This is a genomic window from Variovorax sp. Varisp36, from assembly GCF_047304235.1.
Lineage (GTDB): Bacteria > Pseudomonadota > Gammaproteobacteria > Burkholderiales > Burkholderiaceae_C > Variovorax.
Window position 1 is genome coordinate 1 of the sequence record NZ_JBGLYU010000001.1, and the last position, 19,032, is coordinate 19,032.

The following is a 19,032-nucleotide window of genomic DNA, read 5'->3' on the forward strand; positions in this document are numbered from 1 at the left end:
GACCTGGGCTCGAACCAGGGACCTACGGATTAACAGTCCGGCGCTCTACCGACTGAGCTATCGAGGAACAAGCCTTAAATTATATGCAATGGATTTGCCGATCTCGCCGGCCATCCCCGATTTTTTGCGTGACGCCGAGCACCCGGCGCGACAGTGCAAATGAAAATGCCCCGCTACCTTGTGAGTAGCGGGGCATCCAGAGGCCTTGCGGCTTTGTAGTGGCTCCTCGACCTGGGCTCGAACCAGGGACCTACGGATTAACAGTCCGGCGCTCTACCGACTGAGCTATCGAGGAACAAGCCTTAGATTATAGCGTGATTTTTGACGGTGCTTGCCCGGCCGCGTTCAAAGCGCAACACTTACCCCGAGGCGCAGCGTGCGCGGCGCCCCGGGGAACAGGTAGACGTGGCTGAACTGATAGGGCGATTCCTTCCAGTAGCGGCGATCGAACAGGTTATCGACGGCCAGCGTCCAGCTGGTGTTCACGCCCCGTACCTTGGTGTCGTAGCGCAGCACCGCATCGACGCGGGTCCACGAAGGCAACGTGACCGAGCCGTCGGGCAACACGTTGCGGCGGCCTTCGTACGAAAGCTGCCCCGCGACTTCGAGGCCCGGCACCGATGCGACGCGGTACGCGGCCTGCGCCCGCAGCACCTCCTTGGGCACGTTGGTCGGCGACTCTCCATTGAGCGCCGGATTCGCGGTGCTCCCGCGCCGCTTGGCATCGATCACCGCGATGCTGCCGCCGATGCGCCACGGACCCTGGCTCCATTGCGCGCCGGCCTCCAGGCCGCGATGCACCGCGCGCCCGTCGTTGCGCACTTCGCAGTAGGCGCCGCACAGGTCGAGGTTGGTCATCGGCCGCGAGATGTCGAACCACGCGACCTGCCAGCTGAATGCTTCGCTGCCGCCCTTCAGGCCCAGTTCCCATTGGCGCGAGGTCAACGCGGGCAGCGCCTGCCCCGCATTGCTGTACTGCGAGATCCTGTTCGGCACGACCTGCGATTCGACGCCCTTGCCCCAGCTCGCATAGGCCAGCAGCCCCGGCTGGATGGCGTAGCTCGCCGCGATCCACGGCGTGGTCACGTCCTGCTTGTAGCCGGTCGGGCTCGAGCCATCGTTGCCGATGCTGCTGCGATCGAGCCGCGTGTGGCGCACGCCGAGCCAGGTGGTGAAGCGGTCGTTCCAGCGTATCGCGTCCTGCACCGACAGCTCGGTCGAGCGTTCGTCGCGGTTGGTCTGCGGCGTGATGGCATCGGGGCTCGGCGGCACGATGGCCGTGCCCCAGACGTTGCCGGTGCCCGCGTAGTTGTAGGCCTGGTTGTCGAAGCGGTTGCGCACGCGGCTCTGCAGCAGGCCGAAGCCGAGCTCATGCCGCACGCTGCCCGTCGTCACGTTGCCCTTGAGGTTGAGGCTGCCCGCGGTCTGCGTGCGGCGCTCGTTCTCGCTGCGGAAGTCGTAGAAGTCGAAGGTGCCGTCGGAGCAGTAGCGGTCGTAGTTGCCTTCGGCGCCGCAGCCGAAGGCGTAGGCCAGCCGGTCGTCGCTCTTCAGGCGCTGCTGGCCGATCTGCGCGCTCCAGCGCCAGTCGGCGTTCAACGCCTGGCTGAATCGCACCGTGCCCGTCAGCGCCTTGAACACCGAGGGCTGCGACCACGGTTGGTTGTTGAGGTTGATGCGCGGATCGACCGGCGCAGGCAGCGCGCTGCCCAGCAGGCTGTAGCCGTTCTGGCTCGGCTGCGTCTTGCGGCTTTGCTCGATCTCGAACTCCAGCACCGAGTCGCGCGAGATGCGCCAGTCGGCCGCGAGCGAGAACAGGTTGCGGTTGCCGTCGAGGTTGTGCGTGAGCGGCTTGAGGTTTTCGCTCGCCACGTTGATCCGATAGCCGAACTGGCGGTCCGCGCCGAAGCGCCCGCCCAGGTCGATGGCGCCGAGCGTACTGCCGCGGCTCGTGGTCTCGATTCGCACCGTGCGCAGGTCCTGTTCGGTGGGCCGCTTCACGACATAGTTGACCAGCCCGCCCGGCGCGCTGGTGCCGGCCTGGATGCCGCTGGTGCCGCGCAGGATCTCGACGCGCTCCTTGTTGTCGAGCGGGATCGATGTCTCCGCGCTGATCGGCAGGCCCTCGCGCCGGTAGTTGAAGCGGTTGTCGAGCACGAAGCCGCGCACCGTGAGGTAGTCCCAGTAGCCCGCGGAATTGTAGGCGTCGGTGACCGAGGCATCGAATTGCGTGAGGTCGGCGAGCCGGCGCGCGCCGCTGTCGCGCAACTGCTTGCCGTCGATCACCGTGGCCGAGAGCGGCAACTCGCGCAGCGGCACGTCGCCGAAGCCGCTGATGTCGGCTTGTGGTGCGGCGGCGCCTTCGGTGACTGTGACTTCGCGCAACGTGCTTTGTTGCGCATGCGCGCCGAAGGCAGTGGTGAAAAGAACGACGGCCAGTGCACGCGAAACGGGCGAGAGTGGCCAGCCAGGGGAGGAGGTGAGCTTGTGGTTCATTCTGTTCAGTTGCCCGCTGTGGCGCCTATGGCCGCCATCCATTGTGCGGCCGTGGCCTCGGGGTCTTCGGCCGCGACCAGCGCGCGTACCACGGCGACAGAGCCGACGCCGGTGGCCAGCACTTCGGGCAGCCGCACGGCGTCGATGCCGCCGATGCCGACCTGCGGATAGCCGTGCAGCAGCCGTGCATAGGCGCCAAGCCGGGCCACGCCCTGCGGTGCGGTCGCCATCTTCTTGAGCGTGGTTGGGTACACCGCGCCCATGGCGATGTAGCTCGGGCTCACCCTGTCGGCGCGGACCATCTCGGCGTAGCCATGCGTGCTGACACCCAGGCGAAGACCCGAGGCGCGCAGTTGCGCCAGCTCGTCGGGCGAGAGCGCGTCGAGGTCTTCCTGGCCGAGGTGGATGCCGTAGGCGCCGGCCGCGATGGCGACCCGCCAGTGGTCGTTGATGAAGAGCAGGGCGCCGGTACCTTGCACCGCTTCGACGGCCGCCTGCACTTCGTGTTCGACGGCCGCTGCGTCACCGGACTTGAAGCGCAACTGCACCGTCGGTACGCCAGCGCGCGCCATGCGGCCGACCCATTGCGCATCGGGCAGCACGGCATACAGGCCGAGCCGTTCGGGGCAGGGCGGGAACGCGTCGCCGCGCCCGGCCGGTGGAAACGGCCGCATGCCGAAATCTTCGGGTGCGGCGGGCCACAGCACGGCGTCGAAGCTGCCCAGGCGCTGCGTCTGGGCGCGCCACGCATGGGCCAGGCATTCGGCATCGATCTCGATGAAGCCGAGAGCGGTGCAGGCCTGCTTGGCGCCGCGGTAGACGGGGTCGCCGGAAGAGAAGCTGGGCGCGGCCACGGGCGCGGAGGTGATGGCGCCAAAGCGCAACCCGTGGGCCGCGACGATGGCGTGCGCGATGGCGCGGGCGTCGGTCGCGGCGGTCATGGTGCGTGATGCCAGAAGGGCGTGCCGAGCACAGGCGTGCTGGGCTGTGCTGCGTCTTGCGCGGCCATGGCGCCGGCACGGTATGCGGTGCGGCCGGCCTGCACCGCGTCGGCGAACGCACCGGCCATCGCGACCGGGTCCTGCGCCAGCGCAACGGCGGTGTTGAGCAGCACGCCGTCGTACCCCCACTCCATTACCTGGCAGGCATGCGAGGGCAGCCCCAGGCCCGCGTCGACCAGCATCGGCACCTTCAGGCGGTCGCGCAGCACCTGCAGCGCGTAGGGGTTGATCGGCCCGCGGCCGGTACCGATGGGCGCAGCCCAGGGCATCACGGCCTGGCAACCGACGTCGACCAGCCGCTGGCACAGCACGAGGTCTTCGGTGCAGTAGGGCAGCACCTTGAAGCCCTCGCGGATCAGCTGCGAAGCGGCATCGACGAGGTTCAGCGTGTCGGGCTGCAGCGTGTAGTCGTCGCCGATCAGCTCGAGCTTGATCCACGGCGTGTCGAACAGCTCGCGCGCCATCTGCGCGGTGGCGATCACCTCCTGCACGCTGTGGCAGCCGGCGGTGTTGGGCAGCACCGGCACCGCGAGCTTGCGCAGCAGCTCCCAGAAGCCGTTGCCGAGCTCGCTGTTGCCCGAGCCCTGGCTGGCGGTCTGGCGGCGCAGCGAGGCGGTCAGCATCGCGGGCCTTGCGCGTTTCACCGCGGCTTCGAGCAGGTCGGGCGAGGGGTAGCGCGCGGTGCCCAGCAGCAGGCGGCTCTGGAAGGTCTCGCCGTAGAGCACCAAGGGGTCGTTCGTTGTCATGTTCTTTGTCTCCATCATTCAGCCGCCGGTCACGGGGCGGATCACTTCGATGCGGTCGTCGGGTTGGAGCGTGCGCGCGGCGTATGCCGAGCGCGGCACGAACTCGCGGTTCACGGCCACCGCGAAAGGCGGGGTGGCGTTCAATGCCGCCAGAGCGTCGGTCAGACTGGCGTGGTCCGGCAGCGTGAAGGGCTTGTCGTTGATCAGGATGTTCATCGTCATGTGTCGGAGGTCTCCATGCCGAAGCTCCTTGCGAGGACCGAGTGGCCATGCGCAAGCAGTTCCATCGCGGCGTCGAGCAGGGCGGGCGCGATCATGAAACCGTGGCGGTACAGGCCGTTGATCTGCAGCACGCGCGGCTGCGGCTGGCGAATGGCGGGCAGGTTGTCGGGCAGCGTAGGGCGGCACTGCGTGGCGATCTCGACGATGCGCGCCTCGGCGAAGCCGCTGTGCACGGCATAGGCGGCGCTCAGCAGTTCGAGCGTGGAGCGAACGCTGGCGGGCGACATGTCGTCCGATTCGATCTCGGTCGCGCCGATCACGAACAGCTTGCCGGGCTTGGGTGCGATGTAGAGCGGGTAGCGCGGATGCACGAGGCGGGTGGGGCGCTTCAGGCTCACCTCGGGCGCGTGCACGCGGATCACCTCGCCACGCACGCCGCGCAGCGCGTTCCATTGGGGCTTGGCGCCGAGACCGCGGCAGTCGATCAACCAGTCGGGCTGGCCCGTCGCACCGGGCGAAAAGTCCGAGGGTGCGCGCGGCGATTGCCAGTGCAGCGTGACGCGCGGGCTGGCCTGCAGCGTGGCGAGCAACGAAGCCAGCAACGCGCGGTTGTCGAGCTGGCCTTCGCCCGGCAGGAACAGGCCCTGCGCGAAACGCTGGCCCAGTGAAGGCTCGAGCGCGGCAATCGCTTGCGCGCCGAGTGTCTGCATCGGCGCGAGCTCAGGCACCTGCGTGCCGGTGTTCGCAAGCACGCGCGCAAGCCGTGTGGCTTCGGCGGCGTCCTGCCGATGCCAGAGCACCAGTGTGCCTTCGCGCTGGAAGAACACGGGCTGAGCGAGCGAGGCAAGCAGTTCGGGCCAGCGCGACAGCGCATGCTGCCCCATGCGCACGACCGACACAGGTGCCACGGCCGATTCGGCCAACGGGGCGAGCATCGCCGCAGCCACGCGCGCGGCGGCGCCTTCGGCATCGGGGCTGCCGGCTTCGAAAAGATCGACCTTGCAGCCGGCCTGCGCGAGCGTCACCGCCAGCAGCCGGCCCATGAGGCCTGCGCCGAGGATGGCAGCCGATTGGAAAGGAAGGCTCATGGTCTTGCTCCTTCCCCCTCTGGGGGAAGGCTGGGATGGGGCCAGGCAGAGCGCCCAATGGATACGCCGCGTGCCCCCACCCCGACCCTCCCCCGGAAGGGGAGGGAGAAGAAGAGTCGCCGATAATTTTCGGCATGACCCCCGCACCCACCCAGCGCTACGCACGCGTGCTCTCCATCGCCGGCTCCGACAGCGGCGGCGGCGCCGGCATCCAGGCCGACCTCAAGACCTTCGCGGCGCTCGGCTGCTACGGCATGACGGCCATCACCGCGCTCACCGCACAGAACACGCTCGGCGTCTCGGGCATCCACGGCGTGCCGCCCGATTTCCTCAAGGCGCAGATCCAGGCGGTGGTGGAAGACATCGGCGTCGATGCCGTCAAGCTCGGCATGCTGCATGCACCCGAGGTGGTCGAGGTGGTGGCCTGGGCCATCGACCGCTATCAATTGAAGAACGTGGTGCTCGACCCCGTGATGGTGGCCACCAGCGGCGACCGCCTGATCGCGGCCGAGACGGTGCAGGTGCTGGTGCGCGAACTGTTTCCGCGCGCCGTGGTCGTCACGCCCAACCTTGATGAAGCCGCCTTGCTGATCGGCCATGCCATCGATGGCGTCGATGCGCTCGACGGCGCCGCCGACGAACTGCTCGCGCTCGGTGCAAAGGCCGTGCTGCTCAAGGGCGGCCATCTGCCGGGCGAAGACGTGGTCGACGTGCTGCTGCAAACCGGCGGCGAGCGCAAGCGGCTGGCCTCCCGGCGCATTGCCAGCCGCAACCTGCATGGCACGGGGTGCACGCTGTCTTCCGCCATCGCCGCGCATCTTGCATTGGGCGCGGCGCTGCCCGAGGCGGTCGAACAGGCGCGTGCCTACATCCTCGGCGCGATGGCCGCCGGTGCGAACGTGAAGGTCGGTGCGGGTCATGGCCCCCTCAACCACGGCTTTGCGCCAGTGCCGACGCACCGTTTGCCTGTGAAGGCCGGCTGAGCCAGGCGAGAACAAAAGTCGCCGCCAGCGTGGGCGGCGCAGAGCCGAACTGCGGCGCCCACCTGGCCAGCGCGTGGTACGCCGCGATGCCCGCGATCCAGATCAGCGCCGCGCCGAAATCGAGCTGCCGCGTGCCGGCCGGCGACACCGACTGGCCGCCGCCCAGCCGCCCGATGATCACGCCGTAGAGCGGCACGAACACCGAGCTCAACAGCAGCAGGAAGGGCTCCAGCGTGTGCATTGGCAGCACCAGAGCCAATGCGATGCACAGCGCGGCCAGCAGCAGGCCCCAGCGTTTCACGCTCCATCGCGGCAGCAGGCTGTGCGTGGAGACCGAGCCCGAATAGACATCGCCATACGCGTTGTCGAGTTCATCGATCAGGATCAGCCCCAGCGCCACCAGCCCGCCCTGTGCCAGCAGCAGCGCGGTGACCAGACCCGTGCCGGGCTCGGCCACGCTCACCACCATCACGCCCAGTGCGTAGCACCAGATGTTGGCGAGCGCATAGCCGATCCAGGTGCCGCTGAAGGCGCTGCCCAGGCCGCCCTTGCCGGTCGCACTGCGCCGGCCGTGCCGCGCGTAGTCGGCCACCAGCGGCAGCCACGAGACCGGCATCGCGATCACGAGGTCGAGCGCGCCGAACATGCCCATCGTGCCGTCACCCGGGCGTGCCCAGAAGGCGTCCAGGCCCTTGGCCTGTAGCCGCGTCGCGAATTGCCATGTGAGCCAGATCAGCGACAGCACCACCAGCGGCAGGCCGAAGCGGCTCACGAAGCGCCGCACCAGCTTGACCATCGACCCTGCAAGCAGCGCCAGCAGCACCGCGCCCCAGAGCAGTGTGGTCAGCACGCCGCCCCAGGCGGTGCCGAGCGAAGGGCCGATCACCGACTGGCCGATGGCCTGCGTGCCTTCGCGCATGACGACGAGTTCGAAAGTGGTCCAGCCCACCAGCTGCACGATGTTGAGCAGCACCGGCAGCCGCGCGAAGGCGCTGCCGTAGGTGGCGTGCATCAGGCCGGCGCTGGCTAGGCCGCTCTCGCAGCCCAGCCGCGCGGTCCAGGCCAGCAGGCCGGCGCCGACGCAGGAGCCGAGCACGATGGCAATGGCCGCGTCGCGCGTGCCCACGGCCGGCACCAGGTAGGCGCCGATCTGCATCACCAGCAGGCCCACGCCGAGGCTGAACCAGAGCGAGGCGTGGTCGTGCCAGCCGAACACGCGCTGGGATGCGGGCAGCGGCGTCAGCGCTTCGTTGGCGCCGGTAGCGGTGTCATCGTTTGCCATCCATTTGCTCCAGTGCAAAAGGTTTGGCAGGTGGGCGGGGCCCGAGCGGCGCAGCCGTCACGCGAGAGAACGTGAGAGGCCACCGGACCAGCTTCCCTGCGCGAGGATTGCCTCGAGCCCGCGTCGTCGGAAACGATGCGGACCCCCGGTGAAACCACCGGACAGGTTCAAAGGGACTTTCTCAGCCGGACGGCAAGCCGCCCAGCACCCCTAGCAATTGCACCGTGGCGAGCCGCGGCGCAGGGCGGAGTTTATCCGCTGCGGGGAAGCCCGCGACGACGGGCGTGCCATTCCAGGGGGTAAACCCGCAGAAGCGCCGGTCGCATGCCACCGCCATCGTTGAGGCGCTGCGCGAACCGCGGGGCCTACGCCGCCTCGATCCGCCGCGCGAAGGCCTCGAGCCCGTCGATGGTGATCTGGATGTGGCGCTCGAAGCTGCCGTCGAGCGGCACCGCCGTGCCGTTGTCCCATCGCACGATGAACGCCTTGTTGGCCAGCAGCGGCAGGTTGCGCGTGAGCACCGGATGGTCGAGCGGGCGGATCGTGTGCACGCGCTCGCGCAACTCCTCGGCCCAGGCCTGTGTGTTGTCGGCGGGCAGGGGCGAGAACTCCATCGTGAGGAAACCCAGCATCGCCGCGATCACGCAGTTGTAGGCCTCCAGCAGCGGCTCGCCCTCGAAGCCGGCTTCGGTCAGCGCGGCCAGCACGCCCTCGACCAACGCCATCGGCAGGCTGCCGTTCGACACCAGTTGCGCGCCCAGCAGCTGCGCCGCGTTCGGATGGCGGCGCACGGCGGCGCGGCAGCGCCGGAACAGTTCGGCGATCCAGTCCTTCCAGGCCAGCTTGCCGGGCGGCGGCGCGACTTCGGCCATGACGATGGCCGCCACTTCGGCCAGCAGCGCCTCGCGCGTGCTTACGTGCCAGTGCACCGTGGCCGGGTAGACATCGAGCCGCGCCGCAACCTCGCGCATGCTGAAGGCGCCGAGGCCGAATTCGTCGATCTGCGCCAGTGCCTCCTCGGCGATGCGTTGCTTCGTCAGGCCGCCACCGCCGGCGGGGCGGCCGGCGGTGCGGGGCTTGGGTGGCGATTTCTTCGTCATGGCTGCAGCCATTGTGCTGCAGCTTGGTTGACTGTATAAACAATATTAATTGAGCATTGATCAATTAAATTCGCTGCAAGAGGCGAGAGCCTCGCCATTCGAAGGACATTGCCATGACCCATGCCGCCACCGACCGCGCCCTTGCAGGGGCGCACCAGCGCTTCACCGACAGCAACCCGGCCAGCCGCAGCCAGTTCGAGGAACAGGCGCGCTACATGCCCGGTGCCAATAGCCGCTCGGTGCTGTTCTATGCGCCGTTTCCGCTCACCATTGCCCGGGGCGAGGGCGCGGCGCTGTGGGATGCCGATGGCCACCGCTATGCCGACTTCATCGCCGAGTACACGGCAGGCGTCTATGGCCATTCGGCGCCCGAGATACGCGACGCCGTCGTCGAGGCGATGCAAAGCGGCATCAACCTTACGGGCCACAACCTGCTCGAAGGCCGGCTCGCAAGGCTCATCTGCGAGCGCTTTCCGCAGATCGAGCAGCTGCGCTTCACCAATTCGGGAACCGAAGCGAACCTGATGGCGTTGACGGCGGCTCTGCATTTCACGGGACGCCGCAAGATCGTGGTGTTCTCGGGCGGCTACCACGGCGGCGTACTGGGTTTCGGCGCCAGGCCGTTGCCGACCACCGTGCCGTTCGACTTCCTGGTGCTGCCCTACAACGACACGCAGGCAGCGCGCGAGCAGATCGAAAGGCACGGCACCGAGATCGCCGCTGTTCTGGCCGAGCCGATGCAGGGGGCGAGCGGCTGTATTCCGGGGCGTCTCGACTTCCTGCAGGCATTGCGTGAGTCGGCCACGCGCGTCGGCGCGTTGCTGGTCTTCGACGAGGTGATGACCTCGCGCCTCGCGCCGCACGGACTGGCGAACAGGCTGGGCATCCGGTCGGACCTGACCACGCTGGGCAAGTACATCGGCGGCGGCATGTCCTTCGGCGCCTTCGGCGGGCGGGCCGACGTGATGGCGCTGTTCGACCCGCGCACCGGACCGCTCTCGCATTCGGGCACCTTCAACAACAACGTGATGACGATGGCGGCCGGCCATGCCGGGCTTACGAAGCTGTTCACGCCCCAGGCAGCCGCCGTGCTGGCCGGGCGCGGCGAGGCGATGCGCGCGCGGCTCAATGCGTTGTGCGCGGCGGAGGATGTGGCCATGCAGTTCACCGGCGTGGGGTCGTTGATGAACGCGCATTTCCTGCGCGGCGAGGTGCGCCGCGTGGACGACCTGGCGGCGGTCGACGGACGGCTTCGGCAGCTGCTGTTCTTCCACCTGCTGGAGCAGGGCATCTATGCCTCGCCGCGCGGCTTTGTCGTGCTGTCGCTGCCCTTGACCGATGCGGACATCGACCGCTACGTTGCCGCCATCGGCAGCTTCATCGGCGAATACCGCGCGCTGTTGCCTCGCGGGCAGTAGCCACGCCCAGCAGCTCGTGCAGCCGCGTGCTGGTGGTCGTGTACTGCAGCGGCACGGCTTTGCCCGGAAAGACGATGGCCGTGGCGCCCCAGGCCGCCAGCGTGGCTTCGTGGAAGCCGCAGACGATGAGCTTTTTCTTGCCCGGGTAGGTGTTGATGTCGCCCACCGCGAACACGCCGCGCTCGCGGGTTTCGTACTTCTCGGTGTCGACGGGCACCTGCTTGCGCTCGAGTTCCAGGCCCCAGTCGGCGATGGGGCCGAGGCGCGGCGAGATGCCCAGGCAGGCGATCAGCGCGTCGAGCGGCAGATCGACGGTCGTTGCATCAGGCGTGGTGATCTGCAGTTGCTTGCCGTCGAACGCGGTCGGTTGGCCGACCTGGAAGGCCAGCTTGCCCGCGGCCACGAGGGCTCGCATTGAGGCAACGGTGGTTTCGTCGGCCTGGAAGCCATCGCGGCGGTGGACCAGCGTGACCTGCTTCGCAACGGCCGTGAGCGCGATGGCGGTTTCGAGCGCGATGTCGTCACCGCCGTTGACCACCACGGTCTGGCCGCCAAAGCGCTCCAGCGAATCGGGGTGATAGAAAAGCGATGCGCCCTCGAATTGCGCAATGCCCTCGACGGCGATGCGCTTGGGCACGAAGGCCCCCACGCCGGCCGCGATGAACACTGTCTTGGCCAGGAAAGCGCTGCCCGCCGAGGTGGTCAGCAGCAGCCGCTCGTCGGCCTGCCTTTCGAGCGTGGCCACCTGCTCGCCGAAATGGAATTGGGGCTTGAAGGGCGCAATCTGCTCCAGCAGCGATTGCGCGAGGCCGCGGCCGCTGGTGACCGGCGTGCCGGGAATGTCGTAGATCGGCTTGTTGCCGTAGAGCGTCACGCACTGGCCGCCCGCGGCGGGCAGCGCATCGACGATGTGGCAGGAGATCTCGAGCAGGCCGAGCTGGAAGGCCTGGAACAGCCCGACCGGACCGGCGCCGATGATGAGGGCGTCGGTTTCGATCGGGGCGGCTTGCGTGCTCAGCGCACCAGCTCCCCGACCTTGTCGGTCTTGTCTTTCCACTCTTCAGCGTCAGGCAGCGCCGGCTTGCGCTTGGTGATGCTCTTCCAGCCGTCGGCCAGGGCCAGCTCGGCGTTGATCTTGATGAAGGCGATCTGGTTGGCCGGCAGATCTTCCTCGGCGTAGATCGCGTTGACCGGGCACTCGGGGATGCAGACCGCGCAGTCGATGCACTCGTCCGGATCGATCACCAGCATGTTGGGACCTTCGCGGAAGCAGTCGACGGGGCAAACGTCCACGCAGTCGGTGTATTTGCAGCGGATGCAGGCTTCGGAGACGACGTGGGTCATTTGTCTTTTAACGTCAGTTTGATCGGGGAAAACCCCTGATTTTAGGCCTTTGCGGCGGCAGGCTGCACGAGCACGGCAGCAGCGGTCTTGTGGGAGGCGGTATCGACCAGCACCAGCGAGCCCAGTGCACGCGATTGCGTGAAGGGCAGCACGGCCAGCGGCTGCTGCAGTGCGAGCACCACGTCGCCGATGGCATTGGCTTCCAGCTGCGTTGCCGGCTCCGATTCGAGCGTCGTGATGTTCACGCGATCGACGATGCGCGCCACCTTGGCCTTGACCCAGCGGTGGCCCTGCAGCGCCCAGTACACACGGCCCGCGACCAGCGGCTCGTCGTCGAGCCAGGCCACGGTGGCCGTGATCTCGCGCACCGGCTCGAAGGCCTCGGGCGCCAGCAGCCAGTCGCCGCGCGACACGTCGACCTCGCGGTCGAGCACGATGCCGGCGCTGTGGCCCGCATGCACCGACTTCGGCTGGCGCGTATGGCTCAGCACCTGCGCGACCGTGGCGGTCTGGTTGCTCGGCAGCACGGTCACGCGCTGTCCGGGTTCCACATGGCCCGAGGCGACGCGGCCCCAGAACACGCGGCGGCCTTGCGAGGTGTCGGCGGAGGCCGAGAACTTCTCGACCCACTGCACCGGAAAGGCGAAAGGCACGGCCTCGTCCTGCGCCGTCACGGGCAGTTCCTCGAGCAGCTCCAGCAGGCTCGGACCTTCGTAGCCGACCCAGTCGGCATGGCGCGTGGCCACGTTCCAGCCCTTGAGCGCGGAGATCGGCACGATGGCCGCGACCTGCACGCCGGCCGCTTCGGCAAAAGCGTTCAGCGCGGCCGAGATGCGCTCGAAGGCGAGTCCGGCGTCGTCGATGGCGTCGAGCTTGTTGACCGCGAACACGATCGACTGAACGCGCAGCAGGTGGCACAGCAGCGAGTGGCGGCGCGTCTGCGGCAGCAGCTCGCGCTTGACGACCGTGCCGTCTTCGACCTCGGCGGCCCAGGCCAGCTTGGTCGCATCGACCAGCACCACGGCGGCGTCGGCGGCCGAGGCGGCCGTGACCATGTTGCGCGTGTACTGCTCATGGCCCGGCGCGTCGCCGATGATGAACTTGCGTTTGGCGGTCGAGAAGTAGCGGTAGGCCACGTCGATCGTGATGCCCTGTTCGCGCTCGGCCGAGAGGCCGTCGGTCAGGAGGGCGAGGTCGGTTTCGCCGCCGCGCTGCACGCCGGCGAGCTGGTCCTGCAGCACGGTCTTGCTGTCGACCAGGAGGCGGCCGATCAGCGTGCTCTTGCCGTCGTCGACCGAGCCGCAGGTGATGAAGCGCAGAGCGGTGCCGGTGTCGCCGTGAGCGGCGAGTTCTTGGGGGGAGGCTGTCGTCGTCGCGCTCATCAGAAGTAACCGTCTTTCTTGCGTTTTTCCATGGATGCTTCGGAGGTCATGTCGTCCATCCGGGTGGCGCCGCGTTCGCTCACGTCGACCGACAGTGTTTCGAGCACCACGTCGCCCGCATCGGCCGCGAGGCTCTCGACCGGGCAGGTGGTCGTGATGTCGCCCACGGTGCGGAAGCGCACGTCGCGCACCTGCACGGTTTCGCCGTCGCGCGCCGGGGTCAGCCCGGTCACCGGCACCAGCAGGCCGCGGCGCTCGACCACTTCACGCTTGTGCGTGTAGTAGATCGACGGCAGGCCGACGTGTTCGCGCTCGATGTATTGCCACACATCGAGCTCTGTCCAGTTCGAGATCGGGAACACGCGGAAGTGCTCGCCGGGAGCGAGGCGCGTGTTGAACAGCGTCCACAGCTCGGGGCGCTGGTCCTTGGGCTGCCATTGGCCGAAGGAGTCGCGGTGCGAAAAGATGCGCTCCTTGGCGCGGGCCTTTTCCTCGTCGCGACGGGCGCCGCCGATCAGCGCGTCGAAGCGGAACTCCTCGATGGCTTCGAGCAGCGTCACCGACTGGTGCGCATTGCGCGATTCGCCGGGGTGCGCGAGGCGCACGGTGCCGCGCTTCATCGAGTCTTCGACGCTGCGCACGATCAGTTCGGCGCCCAGCTCCTTCGCGCGCTGGTCGCGGTAGTCGGTCACTTCGGGGAAGTTGTGGCCGGTGTCGATCATCAGCAGCGGATAGGGAATGCGGCCGGCGCCGAAGGCCTTTTCCGCGCATTTCAGCAGCACCAGCGAATCCTTGCCGCCCGAGAACAGCAGGGTGGGACGCTCGAAGGCGGCCGCGACCTCGCGCAGGATGAAGACGGTTTCTTCTTCGAGTGCATCGAGGTGCGTGTTGGACAGGCGCGCGGGAGAGTGCATGGGCGGCTGCAGCAGTTCGGTTTCGGTACGGGCGTTCATCGGAGGGGATGCTGGATGCGGTGAATCGGTGAGACCTTGGCTCTCAGTGCGCAAGATGCAATCCGCACTCGCGGTTGTCTTCGCCCTTGGTCGGGTCCACGTAATCGAAGTTGTTCGGCAGGCCATGCGCCTCGCAGTACTCGTACAGCTCCTTGGACGACCAGTGCAGCAGCGGCGCGACCTTGATGAGGCCGTCCGGATTGACGCTGACCGGGTCCATCTGCGCACGCACGGCCGTGTCGGTGGCCCGCAGCGCGGTGAACCAGACCTTGGGCGCCGTCTCGCGCAGCGCGCGGGCAAAGGGCTCGAGCTTCACTTCTTCCGTGAAGGCAGCATGGCGCGGATCGTCGAGCGCCGGCGTCGGGCCCTCCACCGCTTCGCGATGCGCACGCGAGCGGCGCGGCAGGTAGATGTGCAGGTCCAGGCCCAGTTGCTTCGTCACCTCGTCGGCAAAGCGGTAGGTGGCCTCGGTGTTGTAGCCGTTGTCCATCCAGACCACGGGAACATCCCGCTTGGCGCGCGTGACCATGTGCAGGATCACCGCCTCGAACGGGCGGAAGTTGGTGGTGACGATGGTGGGCTGCCCCAGGCCGATCGCCCAGTCCACCAGGCCCTCGGCGTTGCGGCCGAGTTCGGCGTTGATTTTGGTGAGGTCCATGCTCATGGCTGAAGGTCTCTCGGGGCTCAGGTGCCGGCCACGAAGTGCGGCGCGGTCTTCACCGCATCGCCCTGGTAGAACGCGGCGAAGCGGTCGAACTGGCGCTGCGCGTCGGAGGCGTCCACGCCTTCCTTGAGTACGGCGCTGGAAAAGCCGGTGCGTTCCATCTGCACCAGCTGGTCGATCAGCACGTCGCCGGTGGCGCGGATGTCGCCCTTGAAGCCCAGGCGGCGGCGCAGCAGGAAGGCCTGGCTGTAGGCGCGGCCATCGGTGAACTTCGGAAAGTTCAGGTCGATGCGCTCGATGTCTTCCAGGCACACCTCGATGGCGAGCGGGTCTGCGTCGTTCGGCAACTGCAGCACCTTCGGGTCGCCGTCGTCCACATGTTCTTCGGCGGCCAGGATGTTCAGGTTCTTCTTCATGCTGCTTCCTCCACCTTGAAACGCGCACCGTTGGCCGCGGCCTTGAACGGGTCATGGCCCACGCGGCGCAGCGTGTCGATGAAGTTCTCGCCGCTCTCGCGGGTGTCGCGGTACGCGGTGAGCACGGCCTCGATCACGCCCGGCACTTCTGCCGCCGAGAACGAGGGGCCGACCGCCTTGCCGGCCTGCGGCGTACCGCTGAGCGCGGAGCCGTCGGAGCCGCCGAGGGTGACCTGGTACCACTCCTTGCCGTCCTTGTCGACGCCCAGGATGCCGATGTGGCCGCTGTGGTGGTGGCCGCACGAGTTGATGCAGCCGCTGATGTGCAGGTCGATCTCGCCCAGGTCGTCGAGCTCGTCGAGGTCCTGATAGCGCTCGGTGATCGCTTCGGCGATGGGAATGGAGCGCGCATTGGCCAGCGCGCAGAAGTCGCCGCCGGGGCAGGCGATCATGTCGGTCAGCAGGTGCACGTTGGCGCTGGCAAAGCCGGCAGCGCGGGCGGCAAGCCACAGCGCATGCAGGTCTTCGGCATGCACCCAGGGCAGCACGACGTTCTGGTCGTGCGTCACGCGGGCTTCGCCGGCCGAGAAGCGGTCGGCCAATTGCGCGAGCGTGTCGAGCTGGTCGGCCGAGGCATCGCCGGGCGCCTGCTTCAGGCGCTTGAACGACAGCGTCACGGCGCGCAGCGCGGGGTTCTTGTGTGGCGCCACGTTGCGCGCCAGCCAGCGGGCGAACATGACGTCGTCGGCGGCCTGGGCGCGCAGCTCGGCGTCGGTCTTCTCGGCGCTTTGCAGCACGCGGGTGGCGAGCGTCGGCGGCACGAAGGATGCGGCCACGCGGTCGTACTCTTCCTGCGTGATGGTGTGCGGCGCGCCGTCGTGCTCGAGGATCTGCTTGTACTCGGCGTCGACGTCGTCGATGTAGCGCTGGCCCTCGGCCTTCACCAGGATCTTGATGCGCGCCTTGTAGATGTTGTCGCGGCGGCCATAGCGGTTGTACACACGAATCACCGCTTCGAGGTAATTCATGATCTGCTGCCACGGCAGGAACTCGCGCAGCACGGTGCCGATGATGGGGGTGCGGCCCATGCCGCCGCCCACCTGCACGCGGAAGCCGATTTCGCCGGCCTCGTTCTTCACGATGTGCAGGCCCACGTCGTGCCAGCCGGTCGCGGCGCGGTCTTCGGTGGCGCCGGTGATGGCGATCTTGAACTTGCGCGGCAGGAACGCGAACTCGGGGTGCAGCGTGCTCCACTGCCGCATGATTTCCGCGAACGGACGCGGATCGGCGATTTCGTCGACGGCAATGCCGGCGCGCTCGTCGCTCGTGATGTTGCGGATGCAGTTGCCGCTGGTCTGGATGCCGTGCATGTCGACCGAAGCCAACAGGTCCATCACGTCGGCCGACTTGGCGAGCGGAATCCAGTTGTACTGGACGTTCTGGCGCGTCGAGAAATGGGCGTAGTGGGTCGGGAGCTTGTGGCTGCCGAGCAGGCCCTGCGTCTCGACGGCCTTTTTGTAGACCTCGGCTTCGGGCTCGTCGTACTCCCGGGCGATGCGGGCCAGCACGCGGATCTGGCGGCTGGAGAGCTCGCCGTAAGGCACGGCCACGCGCAGCATCGGCGCGTAGCGCTGGACATACCAGCCGTTTTGCAGCCGAAGGGGGCGGAACTCGTCCTCGTGAAGACGGCCTTTTTGCCAGCGCTCGAGCTGGTCTCGGAATTGGGCGGCTCGTTGATGAACGAACTGTCGGTCGAATTCTGTGTATTGGTACATCGTGCGTGTGTCTTGAAGTGCAGTGCGTCCATCGCCCCAGCAAGAAGCCGAGATTCTGAAAGCCGGCCTTATGGAAACAAACTATTTTTTGGTTCGCGCCTTATGCGGATAAGCTTATTCCCCAGCATCCATGCGGGTTGCGGGACGGTTGGATGCTTATTCCGGATAAGGGCGCGGGTGCCCTGCATGGGCAAGGATAAGCCCCGCGGCGAGGCCGGGATGTCCCCGGGCCTGTTTTCCTGTTCGCCCTGGAAGAGGGCGTAATGCTTTAGCGCAGCATCGACGACATGGCCGAGCAGCAATTCAGCATGCGCACCGCGGCTTCGACCGTCTCGGCGGTGAAACGAAGCGTGACGCCGTCCACGCGCTCGAAAGCCGGCCACTGGCAGAACAGGTCGGCCAGCGCGGGCGACTGGGCGCGCAGCGTCACGGTCTGCGGGCCCTCGAAGACGAGCGGCTTCGCCCGGGAGCGGGCGGCCAGCGCTTCTTCCACGCCCGCGCGAATTGCTCGTCGGGATTGCTCGGGTGACAGCGATACGCCACTGTTGCACCCCGTGGCCTTCTTGGTTTCGACGAAGGTCGCGTGCGGAAAGAGCGGCCGGTTCTCGGCAATGAACACGTCGTCTCCACTGCCCATCACTACAGGCACGCCATATTCCCCGGCCAGCGCGCCGTAGAGCCCGGCTTCGCCCAACTCCTGCCCGCCGAGCGAGATGCTTGCAAAGGCAAAGCTGTTGATCGTGTGCGCCAGGATGCCGCGCCCCTGCGCGCGCGAGTGATAGCCCACCATGCAGACCGCGTCGACGCCTTCCTCGACCCCGGCCACCATGCTCAGGTAGCGCGGCTTGCCCTGCACCACGCGGGCGCGCGCGTCGAGCACGTCGGGCGGCATGTTGCGAAAGCCGCCGTGCGAGTCGTTCACCAGCACTTCGGTGGCACCCGCGTCGAAGGCACCGGCAATCGCCGCGTTGGCCTCCTGCGCCATCAACAGGCGCGCACGCTCGTACTCGGGGTTGCCCGCGCGCACTTGCTCGGAGTGATAGACGCCGGCGACGCCTTCGATGTCGGTGGAGATCAGGACTTTCATGGGCGGTGCGATCAGGTCAGGCTCGAGAAGAAAAGGTGGCCGCGGGCAGGAGTTCGCTCAGCGCGGCGCGGTGATTGCCGTCACGGCCGGTCACGGCCTCGGCGCGCCACAGCGCATGGATGATCGCCTGCTCGGTGCTGTCGGCCGCGGCCTGGAAGAGGCCGTCGAGCAGCCCGTCGTGCAGCATTGCCAGGACCGGCATCGGCCGCTCGACCTGGTCGGGCACGGTGTAGGCGGTGGAAAAAGCCAGCACGATGTCGCCGCTGCCGTGCCCGAAGACCGAGCCCGTGCGGGCCAGCCCCGCGCCCGCGCGCAGCGCGAGACGGCGCAACTGGCGCGCATCGAGCGGCGCGTCGGTGGCGACGACGATGATGATCGAGCCCTTTTCAGGCTCCTTGCATTCGGCCGAGCCTTGCGTCGCCAATCGCTCGCCGACCGCATGCCCCGCCAGCACCAGTTGCGGCTGGCGCCCATAGTTCGCCAGCACCAGTGCGCCGACGGTGTGCACCGCGCTGTCGGGGGCCGAGACGCGGCGCGATGCGCTCCCGATGCCGCCCTTGAGCTGGAAGCTCGACATGCCGCGTCCCGCGCCGACCGAGCCTTGCGCGAAGTCGACGCCGGCGTTGCCGAGCGCACGCAGGTAGTCCGACTCGGTCACAGCCAGCCGTTGGATGTCGTTGAGGAAGCCGTCGTTGCACTCGAAGACCAGCGGGTTCACCGTCGGCAGCGACCGGCCGCTCTCGGGGTTCGCCGCAACGCAATGTCGGATCTGCGCCGTGGCCACCGTGCCGACCGAGAAGGTGTTGGTCAGCGCGATTGGCGTCTCGAGCACGCCGAGTTCGGCGAGTTGCACCAGCCCCACGCTCTTGCCGAAGCCGTTGAGCACCACGGCGGCCGCGGGCACCTTGTCGCGGAACGGGTCTCCCGCGTGGGGCCGGATCACCGTCACGCCGGTCTGCACGGCACCGTCGCTGAGCGTCTGGTGACCCACGGTGACGCCCGCGACGTCGGTGATTGCATTGCGCGCGCCCTGGAGCAGATTGCCGATGAAGGGCAGGGAGGTCGTCGATGGCATGAA

Annotated in this window: 18 protein-coding genes and 1 tRNA gene; 2 read left to right on the plus strand and 17 right to left on the minus strand. The window is 67.8% G+C overall.

The features are described 5' to 3' along the window. Nucleotides 1-219: 219 nt before the first annotated feature. The 6 genes from ACCD11_RS00005 to ACCD11_RS00030 form a co-directional block, all read right to left on the minus strand. Nucleotides 220-295 (minus strand) — tRNA-Asn (locus ACCD11_RS00005). 50 nt (nt 296-345) lie between these two features. Next, nucleotides 346-2,493, minus strand: a complete 2,148-nt coding sequence (locus ACCD11_RS00010; RefSeq protein ID WP_413311547.1) for a TonB-dependent siderophore receptor — start codon at nt 2,491-2,493, stop codon at nt 346-348. 5 nt (nt 2,494-2,498) lie between these two features. Further along, the gene (locus ACCD11_RS00015) at nt 2,499-3,434 is read right to left on the minus strand and encodes a thiamine phosphate synthase (protein ID WP_413311549.1); all 936 of its coding nucleotides are present in this window, start codon (nt 3,432-3,434) and stop codon (nt 2,499-2,501) included. Beyond that, nucleotides 3,431-4,240, minus strand: coding sequence for a thiazole synthase (locus ACCD11_RS00020; RefSeq protein ID WP_413311550.1), 810 nt, complete (start codon nt 4,238-4,240; stop codon nt 3,431-3,433). Before ACCD11_RS00020 ends, ACCD11_RS00015 begins: the two co-directional genes overlap by 4 nt. 18 nt (nt 4,241-4,258) lie before the next feature. Next, nucleotides 4,259-4,462: a sulfur carrier protein ThiS gene (gene thiS, locus ACCD11_RS00025; protein WP_007839285.1), complete on the minus strand. Its 204-nt coding sequence runs from the start codon at nt 4,460-4,462 to the stop codon at nt 4,259-4,261. Further along, complete coding sequence (locus ACCD11_RS00030; RefSeq protein WP_413311552.1) at nt 4,459-5,550, minus strand: FAD-dependent oxidoreductase; 1,092 nt, start codon at nt 5,548-5,550, stop codon at nt 4,459-4,461. Before ACCD11_RS00030 ends, thiS begins: the two co-directional genes overlap by 4 nt. 134 nt (nt 5,551-5,684) lie before the next feature. Here ACCD11_RS00030 and thiD point away from each other — a divergent pair, with 134 nt between their 5' ends. Beyond that, nucleotides 5,685-6,533: a bifunctional hydroxymethylpyrimidine kinase/phosphomethylpyrimidine kinase gene (gene thiD, locus ACCD11_RS00035; RefSeq protein WP_413311554.1), complete on the plus strand. Its 849-nt coding sequence runs from the start codon at nt 5,685-5,687 to the stop codon at nt 6,531-6,533. On the opposite strand, the gene ACCD11_RS00040 is transcribed toward thiD, so the two are convergent. Both ACCD11_RS00040 and ACCD11_RS00045 read right to left on the minus strand, forming a co-directional pair. Next, nucleotides 6,478-7,815, minus strand: a complete 1,338-nt coding sequence (locus ACCD11_RS00040; RefSeq protein WP_413311555.1) for a purine-cytosine permease family protein — start codon at nt 7,813-7,815, stop codon at nt 6,478-6,480. The genes thiD and ACCD11_RS00040 overlap by 56 nt on opposite strands. A gap of 365 nt (nt 7,816-8,180) precedes the next feature. Further along, on the minus strand, nt 8,181-8,915 hold the full coding sequence (locus ACCD11_RS00045) for a TetR/AcrR family transcriptional regulator (protein WP_413311556.1): 735 nt from the start codon (nt 8,913-8,915) through the stop codon (nt 8,181-8,183). Between the two features lie 113 nt (nt 8,916-9,028). Between ACCD11_RS00045 and ACCD11_RS00050 the strand changes: the two genes are divergently transcribed. Then, on the plus strand, nt 9,029-10,333 hold the full coding sequence (locus ACCD11_RS00050; protein ID WP_413311557.1) for an aspartate aminotransferase family protein: 1,305 nt from the start codon (nt 9,029-9,031) through the stop codon (nt 10,331-10,333). On the opposite strand, the gene ACCD11_RS00055 is transcribed toward ACCD11_RS00050, so the two are convergent. The 9 genes from ACCD11_RS00055 to ACCD11_RS00095 all read right to left on the minus strand — a co-directional run bounded on the left by ACCD11_RS00055 (nt 10,293) and on the right by ACCD11_RS00095 (nt 19,029). Next, nucleotides 10,293-11,390: an NAD(P)/FAD-dependent oxidoreductase gene (locus ACCD11_RS00055; protein WP_413311558.1), complete on the minus strand. Its 1,098-nt coding sequence runs from the start codon at nt 11,388-11,390 to the stop codon at nt 10,293-10,295. The genes ACCD11_RS00050 and ACCD11_RS00055 overlap by 41 nt on opposite strands. Beyond that, nucleotides 11,348-11,677, minus strand: coding sequence for a ferredoxin FdxA (gene fdxA / locus ACCD11_RS00060; RefSeq protein WP_007839295.1), 330 nt, complete (start codon nt 11,675-11,677; stop codon nt 11,348-11,350). Before fdxA ends, ACCD11_RS00055 begins: the two co-directional genes overlap by 43 nt. A 41-nt stretch (nt 11,678-11,718) precedes the next feature. After that, a complete protein-coding gene (locus ACCD11_RS00065; protein ID WP_413311560.1) occupies nt 11,719-13,059 on the minus strand; it encodes a sulfate adenylyltransferase subunit 1 in 1,341 nt (446 codons plus the stop codon). Next, a complete protein-coding gene (cysD, locus tag ACCD11_RS00070; protein WP_007839298.1) occupies nt 13,059-14,012 on the minus strand; it encodes a sulfate adenylyltransferase subunit CysD in 954 nt (317 codons plus the stop codon). The genes ACCD11_RS00065 and cysD overlap by 1 nt, the downstream gene beginning before the upstream one ends. Before the next feature lie 43 nt (nt 14,013-14,055). Further along, the gene (locus ACCD11_RS00075; RefSeq protein ID WP_007839299.1) at nt 14,056-14,676 is read right to left on the minus strand and encodes a phosphoadenosine phosphosulfate reductase family protein; all 621 of its coding nucleotides are present in this window, start codon (nt 14,674-14,676) and stop codon (nt 14,056-14,058) included. 20 nt (nt 14,677-14,696) lie between these two features. After that, nucleotides 14,697-15,092, minus strand: a complete 396-nt coding sequence (locus ACCD11_RS00080) for a DUF934 domain-containing protein (protein ID WP_056518187.1) — start codon at nt 15,090-15,092, stop codon at nt 14,697-14,699. Then, nucleotides 15,089-16,867: a nitrite/sulfite reductase gene (locus ACCD11_RS00085; RefSeq protein ID WP_007839304.1), complete on the minus strand. Its 1,779-nt coding sequence runs from the start codon at nt 16,865-16,867 to the stop codon at nt 15,089-15,091. The genes ACCD11_RS00080 and ACCD11_RS00085 overlap by 4 nt, the downstream gene beginning before the upstream one ends. Nucleotides 16,868-17,135: 268 nt before the next feature. Further along, complete coding sequence (locus ACCD11_RS00090; protein WP_007839305.1) at nt 17,136-17,954, minus strand: M55 family metallopeptidase; 819 nt, start codon at nt 17,952-17,954, stop codon at nt 17,136-17,138. Nucleotides 17,955-17,970: 16 nt separating this feature from the next. Then, nucleotides 17,971-19,029: a P1 family peptidase gene (locus ACCD11_RS00095; RefSeq protein WP_413311565.1), complete on the minus strand. Its 1,059-nt coding sequence runs from the start codon at nt 19,027-19,029 to the stop codon at nt 17,971-17,973. Between the last annotated feature and the right edge of the window lie 3 nt (nt 19,030-19,032).

What these genes read in the sequence shown, in the direction of transcription:
- cysD (WP_007839298.1), bottom strand. Translation starts at nt 14,012, where the DNA reads ATGAACGCCCGTACCGAAACCGAACTGCTGCAGCCGCCCATGCACTCT.
- ACCD11_RS00045 (WP_413311556.1), bottom strand. Translation starts at nt 8,915, where the DNA reads ATGACGAAGAAATCGCCACCCAAGCCCCGCACCGCCGGCCGCCCCGCC.
- ACCD11_RS00090 (WP_007839305.1), bottom strand. Translation starts at nt 17,954, where the DNA reads ATGAAAGTCCTGATCTCCACCGACATCGAAGGCGTCGCCGGCGTCTAT.
- ACCD11_RS00015 (WP_413311549.1), bottom strand. Translation starts at nt 3,434, where the DNA reads ATGACCGCCGCGACCGACGCCCGCGCCATCGCGCACGCCATCGTCGCG.
- ACCD11_RS00075 (WP_007839299.1), bottom strand. Translation starts at nt 14,676, where the DNA reads ATGAGCATGGACCTCACCAAAATCAACGCCGAACTCGGCCGCAACGCC.
- ACCD11_RS00080 (WP_056518187.1), bottom strand. Translation starts at nt 15,092, where the DNA reads ATGAAGAAGAACCTGAACATCCTGGCCGCCGAAGAACATGTGGACGAC.
- ACCD11_RS00040 (WP_413311555.1), bottom strand. Translation starts at nt 7,815, where the DNA reads ATGGCAAACGATGACACCGCTACCGGCGCCAACGAAGCGCTGACGCCG.
- ACCD11_RS00050 (WP_413311557.1), top strand. Translation starts at nt 9,029, where the DNA reads ATGACCCATGCCGCCACCGACCGCGCCCTTGCAGGGGCGCACCAGCGC.
- thiD (WP_413311554.1), top strand. Translation starts at nt 5,685, where the DNA reads ATGACCCCCGCACCCACCCAGCGCTACGCACGCGTGCTCTCCATCGCC.
- ACCD11_RS00020 (WP_413311550.1), bottom strand. Translation starts at nt 4,240, where the DNA reads ATGACAACGAACGACCCCTTGGTGCTCTACGGCGAGACCTTCCAGAGC.
- thiS (WP_007839285.1), bottom strand. Translation starts at nt 4,462, where the DNA reads ATGACGATGAACATCCTGATCAACGACAAGCCCTTCACGCTGCCGGAC.
- ACCD11_RS00030 (WP_413311552.1), bottom strand. Translation starts at nt 5,550, where the DNA reads ATGAGCCTTCCTTTCCAATCGGCTGCCATCCTCGGCGCAGGCCTCATG.
- ACCD11_RS00095 (WP_413311565.1), bottom strand. Translation starts at nt 19,029, where the DNA reads ATGCCATCGACGACCTCCCTGCCCTTCATCGGCAATCTGCTCCAGGGC.
- fdxA (WP_007839295.1), bottom strand. Translation starts at nt 11,677, where the DNA reads ATGACCCACGTCGTCTCCGAAGCCTGCATCCGCTGCAAATACACCGAC.
- ACCD11_RS00010 (WP_413311547.1), bottom strand. Translation starts at nt 2,493, where the DNA reads ATGAACCACAAGCTCACCTCCTCCCCTGGCTGGCCACTCTCGCCCGTT.
- ACCD11_RS00065 (WP_413311560.1), bottom strand. Translation starts at nt 13,059, where the DNA reads ATGAGCGCGACGACGACAGCCTCCCCCCAAGAACTCGCCGCTCACGGC.
- ACCD11_RS00085 (WP_007839304.1), bottom strand. Translation starts at nt 16,867, where the DNA reads ATGTACCAATACACAGAATTCGACCGACAGTTCGTTCATCAACGAGCC.